This is a genomic window from Frateuria sp. (assembly GCF_035695185.1).
Lineage (GTDB): Bacteria > Pseudomonadota > Gammaproteobacteria > Xanthomonadales > Rhodanobacteraceae > Frateuria_A.
Genome location: NZ_DASSES010000091.1, coordinates 1 through 7,114, shown reverse-complemented (window position 1 = coordinate 7,114; position 7,114 = coordinate 1). Strand labels below are relative to the sequence as shown.

The following is a 7,114-nucleotide window of genomic DNA, read 5'->3' as shown; positions in this document are numbered from 1 at the left end:
GGGCGGACAGCAGGGCCACCTGGACTTCCGGCGAACCGGTGTCGTTCGGCACGCGGCCGTACTCAGCAATGATCTTGCCGGTCTGTTCTGCGGTAAGGGACATGTGTATCTCTTCCTTCGAAAATGCGGATGCGGAACTTGTGCAACGTCATTACCCAATGAGGTTGCACAAGCTCCGCCGGTTGGATGTAAAGCTCTCGAACAAGCTCGCTATTGTAGCGAGGGCGGGCGTCCTGCAACAAGAGCGGGAAATGGCGGTGTCCGGCCGCGTTTTGGCCTGTCGGCGTCCTTTCCCGACCGCGGAAAGGCGAGTCAGGCGGTTTCAGGGGCAGGCAGGTTGAAACCACGGATGATACGGACACGCCCGGCCGGGTCCGGCTCGACCAGCGCCAGCAGGCGGCCGTCGGGGCCGAAAGCGGCGCTGCGGCCCTGGTCCAGGTTCCCCGGCCAGGGAATCTGCTGGCCTTGGGCCACGGCGAGCGCCCGGTCCGCATCCAGCGCCAGGGCGGGCAGGTCGGCCACCGCCGCCGACAGGGGCAGCAGCCACCGATCGAGCGCGGCGTCGCCCTGCCCGGCCGCCAGCTCGAGATCCTCCAGGGTGATCATGACCGGTTCGCGGAACGGCTCGACCCACAGCCGGCGCAGGGACGTCAGGTGGGCACCACAACCCAGCGCCGCACCAAGATCCACCGCCAGGCTGCGGACGTAGGTTCCCGAGCCGCACTCGACCAGAAGGCGCAGCAGGTCGCCCTCGTGCGCCAGCAGGTCCAGGCGATGGATCTGCACCTCGCGCGCCGCAACCTCGACCGACTCGCCGCGGCGGGCCTTCACGTACAGCGGCTCGCCCCCCTGCTTGAGCGCCGAGTACGCCGGCGGCACCTGCATGATCCGTCCGCGCAGGCTGGCAAGGGCTTGCTCGACCTGCCCCCCGCCGAGGGCCGGCACCGGACGCCGCTCGACGATCTCGCCTTCGAGATCGGCGGTCGTCGTGGTCAGGCCCAGCCGGCACTCGGCCAGGTAAGCCTTGCGCGAGCCCAGCAGCATGCCGGCGATCTTGGTGCCCTCGCCGAAACACAGTGGCAGCAGGCCCGTCGCCAGCGGATCGAGCGCGCCCGTATGCCCGCCCTTGGCTGCGCGCAGCAGCCGTCGTGCTGCCTGCAGGGCCTGGTTCGAGCTCAGCCCCAGCGGCTTGTCGAGCAGCAGGATGCCGTGCAGGTCGCGATAACGGGACATGAGAGAGTACAGCGCGATCGGAGTGTGGGGGTGAGCCTGTGTGCAACCCGGCCTCACGGGCCTGCCTCTTCCCCGCCGATGCGTAGGAAGGGTCCAGCAGGATTCAGGCGTCGTCGTCCGGGCCGGCCGCCTGGATGTCGCCGGAATCCCGCAACAGCCGCTCGATCCGCTCGCTCTTGTCGACCGAATCGTCGTATTTGAACTTCAGTTCCGGCACACGCCGCAGACGCATGCCGCGCGAGAGGGTCCGGCGGAATTCCACCGCCAGTTCGTTGAGCGCCTTGACCGCTTCGACGGCCCGCTCGGGCTGCAGGGCAGTCACCCACACGGTGGCCCAGTCGAGGTCGCGGGTGACTTCGACGTCGGACACGCTCACCGAAGGCAACGCGTGATCGCGCACGGCGGCATGCACCAGCAAACCCAGCTCGCGGCGGAGCTCGGCGCCGACGCGGTCGGTACGTTTGAAGTCGCGTGAGGGCATGAGGGGCTCCAATAGATGATGGCGTCGCCGCCTGGCGGCGACCCGTGTCCCCTCTCCCCTCCGGGGAGAGGATGGGTGAGGGGCGGTGGCTCGCCTCAGCCCAGCAAACGCCGAGGCCAGATCGCCCCTCACCCCAGCCCTCTCCCCGGAGGGGAGAGGGAGCAAGCAGGGCGTTACAGCGTGCGGGCAACCTCGATGCGCTCGAAGCACTCGATCTGATCGCCGACCTTGACATCGTTGTACTGCTTCACCGCGATGCCGCATTCCATGCCGTTGCGCACTTCGTCGACCAGCTCCTTGAACCGGCGCAGCGATTCCAGCTCGCCCTGGAAGATCACGGTGTTGTCGCGCAGCACGCGGATCGGCTTGTTCCGCTTGACTGTACCCTCGGTAACCATGCAACCGGCCACCGCGCCGAACTTGGAGCTGCGGAAGACCTCCCGCACCTGCGCCACGCCGATGATCTCCTCGCGCACTTCCACGCCCAGCAGGCCGGATGCCGCCTGCTTCACCTGGTCGATGACGTCATAGATGATCGAGAAGTAGCGAACATCCCGGCCGGCCGTATCGATCACCTTGCGTGCCGATGCATCGGCGCGCACGTTGAAGCCGATGATCAGTGCCTTGGAGGCCGCCGCGAGCGTGGCGTCGGATTCGGTGATGCCACCGACGCCGGCGGCGATCACGTTCACCTTGACGTTCTCGTTGCCGATCTGGCTGAGCGAATCACGCAGCGCCTGCACCGAACCCTGCACGTCGGCCTTGACCAGGATGTTGAGCGTCTGCTGCTCGGCGCCCTGGCCCATCTGCGCCATGATGTCCTCGAGACGGTTGGCCTTGCTGACCATGCGCGTCTCGCGGCGCTTCTGCTGGCGCTCGGCGGCCACTTCGCGCGCCAGGCGCTCGTCGGCCACCACCACGAAGTCGTCGCCGGCCTCGGGCACGCCGGAGAGGCCCAGCACCTGCACCGGAATCGACGGACCGGCTTCCTGCACGGTCTTGCCGTTCTCGTCGACCAGCGCGCGCATGCGGCCGTACTCCACGCCGCAGACCACGAAGTCGCCGCGCTTCAACGTGCCCTGCTGGACCAGCACGGTGGCGACCGGGCCGCGGCCCTTGTCCAGGCTGGACTCGATCACCACGCCGGTGGCGGGGCCATCGTGCACGGCGGTCAGTTCCATCACCTCGGCCTGCACCGACACCGCGTCGAGCAGGTCGTCGATGCCCATGCCGGTCTTGGCGGAGACGGGCACGAACGGGGTGTCGCCGCCCCACTCCTCGGGAATGACTTCCAGGTTGCCCAGGCCCTGCTTGACGTGGTCCGGGTTGGCGTCGGACTTGTCCATCTTGTTGAGCGCCACGATCAGCGGCACCTTGGCGGCACGCGCGTGCTGCACGGCCTCGGCCGTCTGCGGCATCACGCCGTCGTCGGCCGCGACCACCAGCACCACGATGTCGGTGGACTGCGCGCCGCGGGCGCGCATTGCGGTGAACGCGGCGTGGCCCGGGGTGTCGAGGAAGGTGATCACGCCCTTGGGCGTTTCCACGTGGTACGCGCCGATGTGCTGCGTGATGCCACCGGCCTCGCCAGCGGCGACCTTGGTGCGGCGGATGTAGTCCAGCAGCGAGGTCTTGCCGTGATCGACGTGGCCCATGATGGTGACCACCGGCGGACGGGCGGTCTTCTCGCCCTCCAGTTCCGCATTCTGGGTATGCGCGGCCAGAGCGGCCTCGGCGTTGGTCTCGCTCGCCTCGACCGGCGTGTGGCCCAGTTCCTCGACCACCAGCATCGCGGTGTCACGATCGATGGTCTGGTTGATGGTGGCCATCACGCCCATCTTGAAGAGCGCCTTGACCACCTCCGAACCCTTGACCGCCATCTTCTGCGCCAGATCGGCGACCACGTTTGCCTCGCCAACCGCCACCTCGCGCACGACCGGCGCGGTGGGACGCGAGAATCCGTGGGGGCCGGAGGAAGCGCCGGCACCGCCGCGAACGACGTCGCGCCCGCCCTTGCCGGGCTTGCCGCGCTTGCTCGAGCGACGGGCACGATCGGCGTCGGACAGGTGCAGTTCGCCGCCGGCGAAACGCTTGCCGCCCGGACCCTCGTCGCGATCGCGGCCGTAGCGGGCCTTGGCCCCGCGGTTTTCGGCCGGCGCGGGCGCGGGCGCCGGCGCAGGGGCCGGCGCGGGGGCGACGACCTTCTTCTCGCGCTTACGCGGCTCGTGGATGCGCGGCACGATCATGCCGAACGCGCTGTGGTCGGTGACGCCGCCGGACGGCGCTGCTGCTGGCGCGGGCGCGGCGGCCTTGACCGGTTCGGCCGCGGGCGCCTCGACGGCCTCGGCCACCGGCTCGTCCACCGCTTCGCTGGCCGCGCTGGCGGCGGCCTGCTCGGCGGCGAGGCGGCGGGCCTCGTCGGCCTGGCGCTGCTGTTCTTCCTGCGCACGGCGGGCTTCCTCCTGGCGGCGCTGCTCGGCCTCCAGGCGCTCCTGCTCCTCGTGCTCGCGCTGCTGCTGGGATTCGGCCAGCTTGCGCACGGCCTCTTCGCGCTCGGGCTCGGCGCTGGCTTCCTCGGCAATGACGCTGCGCTTGACGTAGGTGCGCTTGGCGCGCACTTCCACGTTGACCGTCTTGGCGCTGCTGGCCGCACCGCGCCCACCGGGCGTGGCGACCTTGAGCTCGCTGACCTTGCGGCGCTTGAGGGTGATCTGGCGCGGCGCGCTGTCCTCCACCTCGGCGGCGGCATCGCTCTTGCCGTGCGTGCGGCGCAGGAACCCCAGCAGCTTCACCTTCTCGGTGCTGCTGATGACCTGCTCCGGGTCGGAGAAATTCATGCCTGCCTCACCCAGCTGTCCAAGCAGCTTGGTGACCGGCATGCCCAGTACCTGGGCCAGTTGTTTGATCGTTACATCCGACATCGTGTTCTTTCTCCGCCGTTCCCGCGCTTCTCGTCCGTGCGGCACCGCTGCACGTCCACCTCCGTCCCTGGTGGAAGACTCGCTTGAGCCTTCCTCGGCGCGCCCTTCCTAGAGCGCCACCGTCCGCGGTTAGCCGCCTTTCTCCAGCCGCTCGATCATCGGCGCGCGTGCCGCCATGATCAGCGCCGCAGCGCGCTCTTCGTCCATTCCCTCGATGTCGATCAGGTCATCGACCGCCAGGTCGGCCAGATCGTCCACCGTACTGATTTCCCGTGCAGCCAGCGCATAGGCAGTGGCTTCGTCCATGCCCGGCAGGCCGAGCAGTTCCCCGGACGGCTCGGCAATGCCTTCTTCCACGGCCAGTGCCTCGGTGAGCAGCGCGTCGCGGGCGCGGGCGCGCAGTTCCTCGACGATGTCCTCATCGAAGCCCTCGACCGCCAGCAGCTCGGCACTGGGCACGTAGGCGATTTCCTCGACGCTGGAGAAGCCTTCCTGCACCAGGATGTTGGCGATTTCCTCATCCACTTCCAGCTTGTCCATGAACAGCTGGCGCGCGGCCTGCTGCTCGGCCTCGCTCTTGGCCGTGACCTGGTCCTGGGTCATCACGTTGAGCTGCCAGCCGGTGAGCTTGCTGGCCAGGCGCACGTTCTGGCCACCGCGGCCGATCGCCTGGGACAGCTTGTCCTCGGCCACCGCGATGTCCATCGAGTGCTTTTCCTCGTCCATGATGATCGACTGCACCTCGGCCGGCGCCATCGCGTTGATGACGAACTGCGCCTGGTTCTCGTGCCACAGGATGATGTCCACGCGCTCACCGTTGAGCTCGTTGGACACCGCCTGCACGCGCGAGCCGCGCATGCCGATGCACGCACCGATGGGATCGGTGCGGCTGTCGTGGGCGATCACCGCGATCTTCGCGCGGTCGCCCGGATCACGGGCGCAGCCCTTGATCTCGACCAGCCCCTGGCCGACCTCCGGCACTTCGAGCTTGAACAGCTCGATCATGAACTCCGGCGCGGCACGCGAGACGAACAGCTGCGGACCACGAATCTCCGAGCGCACCTCGTAGAGGTAACCGCGCACCCGGTCGCCGACGCGGGCCGACTCGCGCGGGATGGTCTTGTCGCGCGGAATGAAGGCCTCGGCGTTGCTGCCCAGATCCAGGTAGACGTTGCCGCGCTCGACGCGCTTGACGATGCCGGTGATCAGCTCGCCCACGCGGTCCTTGTAGGCGTCGACCACCTGCTGGCGCTCGGCTTCGCGCACGCGCTGCACGATCACCTGCTTGGCGGCCTGCGCGGCGATGCGACCGAATTCCGCGTTCTCGATCTGCTGCTCGATGAAGTCGCCGACCTGGGCGTCCGCCTGCTCGTCCACCGCGTCCATCAGGCGCAGCTGGTGGAACGGGGACTCCATTTCGCCGTCGTCGGCGATGACTTCCCAGCGACGGAAGGTCTCGTAGTCGCCGCTCTGGCGGTCGATCGCCACGCGAATGTCCGGATCCTCCTCCGGGTAGCGCTTCTTGGCGGCGGACGCCAGCGCGGCTTCCATCGCCTCGAAGATCACTTCGCGCGGCACGCCCTTCTCGTTGGCGACCGCATCGACGACCAGCAAAAGTTCTTTGCTCATTGCAGCAACTCCGTAAACACCCCGCGGGATGCCCATCGTTTCTTGGTTGTTTATTTCGGGGCCTTCTTGGCCGGTTTCCTGCCGCCGGGCTTGGGCTGCGGCACATAGCCGAGCGCGGCCCAGTCCGGCACCACCCGCGCGCTTTCCACATCGGCGTGGTCGAATTCGAACGTCTTGCCTTCGGCCTCGAAGGTCAGCTTGCCGCCGGCCTCCGCGACCAGCTTGCCCCGCAGGCGCCGGCGACCTTCGATGGGCGCCTTGAGCAGCACCTTGACTTCCTGGCCGACCACCCCGGCGAACTGGGCGGCCGTGAACAGCGGACGGTCGATTCCCGGCGAAGACACCTCGAGCACGTAGTGGCCCGGGATCGGGTCCTCCACGTCCAGCAGGGCCGACAGTTCACGGCTGGCGGCCTCGCAGTCGTCGAGCGTGACCTCACGCCCCTCGGCGCGGTCGAGCACGTCCAGATAAACGCGCAGGGTACTCTGCCCCTGCGACGGGGAGAACTCCACGCCGAGGCATTCCAGGCCCAGGTCGGCCAAGGTGTCGGTGAAGCGTTGTGCCAGTGCCTGCGTATCCATAGTCGTCGTTCGTGTGCTTCAGAAACAAAAAATGGGCGCATGCGGCCCATTCCCTCACCTCGACGATGTGCCGACTCGTCCAGGCTCTTTCCGGCGGCGCACCGGACACCATAGCGTCCCAGGCACCGCGACGCATCCTTGCGCCCAACAAAAAAGCCTCACGAGGAGGCTTTCTTGTTCTAAGAAAGATCTGGTAGCGGGGGCAGGATTCGAACCTGCGACCTTCGGGTTATGAGCCCGACGAGCTGCCAGACTGCTCCACCCCGCAT

The 7,114-nt window shown here is 68.0% G+C and carries 5 protein-coding genes, 1 tRNA gene and 1 pseudogene; all 7 read right to left on the bottom strand.

Annotated elements, in window-relative coordinates; translation table 11 throughout:
- Positions 1 to 103 (bottom strand): annotated as a pseudogene (locus VFH59_RS06945) (30S ribosomal protein S15); the annotation flags it as partial.
- A 209-nt stretch (positions 104 to 312) separates the two neighbouring features.
- Entirely contained in the window at positions 313 to 1,233 is a 921-nt protein-coding gene (truB, locus tag VFH59_RS06940) for a tRNA pseudouridine(55) synthase TruB (RefSeq protein WP_325164162.1), read from the bottom strand.
- 103 nt (positions 1,234 to 1,336) lie between these two features.
- Positions 1,337 to 1,714, bottom strand: coding sequence for a 30S ribosome-binding factor RbfA (gene rbfA, locus VFH59_RS06935; RefSeq protein ID WP_325164161.1), 378 nt, complete (start codon positions 1,712 to 1,714; stop codon positions 1,337 to 1,339).
- A gap of 173 nt (positions 1,715 to 1,887) precedes the next feature.
- Positions 1,888 to 4,635 (bottom strand): translation initiation factor IF-2, encoded by a 2,748-nt coding sequence (gene infB, locus VFH59_RS06930; protein WP_325164160.1) that lies wholly within the window; start codon positions 4,633 to 4,635, stop codon positions 1,888 to 1,890.
- A gap of 129 nt (positions 4,636 to 4,764) precedes the next feature.
- Positions 4,765 to 6,264: a transcription termination factor NusA gene (gene nusA / locus VFH59_RS06925; RefSeq protein WP_325164159.1), complete on the bottom strand. Its 1,500-nt coding sequence runs from the start codon at positions 6,262 to 6,264 to the stop codon at positions 4,765 to 4,767.
- A gap of 50 nt (positions 6,265 to 6,314) precedes the next feature.
- Positions 6,315 to 6,845, bottom strand: a complete 531-nt coding sequence (rimP, locus tag VFH59_RS06920; protein WP_325164158.1) for a ribosome maturation factor RimP — start codon at positions 6,843 to 6,845, stop codon at positions 6,315 to 6,317.
- A 191-nt stretch (positions 6,846 to 7,036) separates the two neighbouring features.
- Positions 7,037 to 7,113 (bottom strand) — tRNA-Met (locus VFH59_RS06915).
- Position 7,114: the final 1 nt, after the last annotated feature.